Below are 662 nucleotides of genomic sequence, written 5' to 3' on the forward strand. Positions count from 1 at the left end.
AAAGACCCGCCATGTATGATTTTGTATTTTTAGCATATCTTGTTGCTATACCACGCCATTCTTTAAATTTTTGAAATGTATTTTCAATAATGTGCCTTAGCTTATATAGATATTTATCTATCTCTCTTTGAATCTTCCTGTTTCTTTTTGATGGTATTACAGGAATTATGTTTGCATTCACAGCCGATTCTATTATGGCGTTTGTATCGTAAGCTTTATCAGCCATAAGATGTTGTGCCTCCATATTCTGGATTAACTCACAAGCTTGAGTACAATCATTTCTGGAACCTTCTGTAACAATAATTCTGACCGGCATACCATACGCATCCACGGCCATATGTACCTTTGTATTGAGCACCCTTTTGTGCGACTAACCGTTTGATTCCCGCCTTTCGCTCCAAGTCCTGCTTTGTGAGTTTTTACAAATGTAGAATCTATCATTAACCATTCAAAATCAGGAGCATTTATAAAAATATTTAGCAAATTCTCCCATATCCCATTATCACGCCATCTACAGAATCTTCTGTGTACATTCTTCCAATTGCCATAATCAGGAGGCAAATCTCTCCATGGAGCTCCCGTTCTAAATATCCACATCACTGCATTTATAAAAGTTCTATTGTCTCTTGCAATACCTCCCCAACAACCTTTCTGACCAGGTA

Annotated in this window: 1 pseudogene; it reads right to left on the reverse strand. The window is 37.2% G+C overall.

From position 1 onward, the window contains the following. Positions 1-662: pseudogene (locus tag RiCNE_RS08215) on the reverse strand (IS5 family transposase); the annotation flags it as partial.

It is taken from the genome of Rickettsia endosymbiont of Culicoides newsteadi (assembly GCF_002259525.1).
Classification (GTDB): Bacteria; Pseudomonadota; Alphaproteobacteria; order Rickettsiales; family Rickettsiaceae; genus Tisiphia.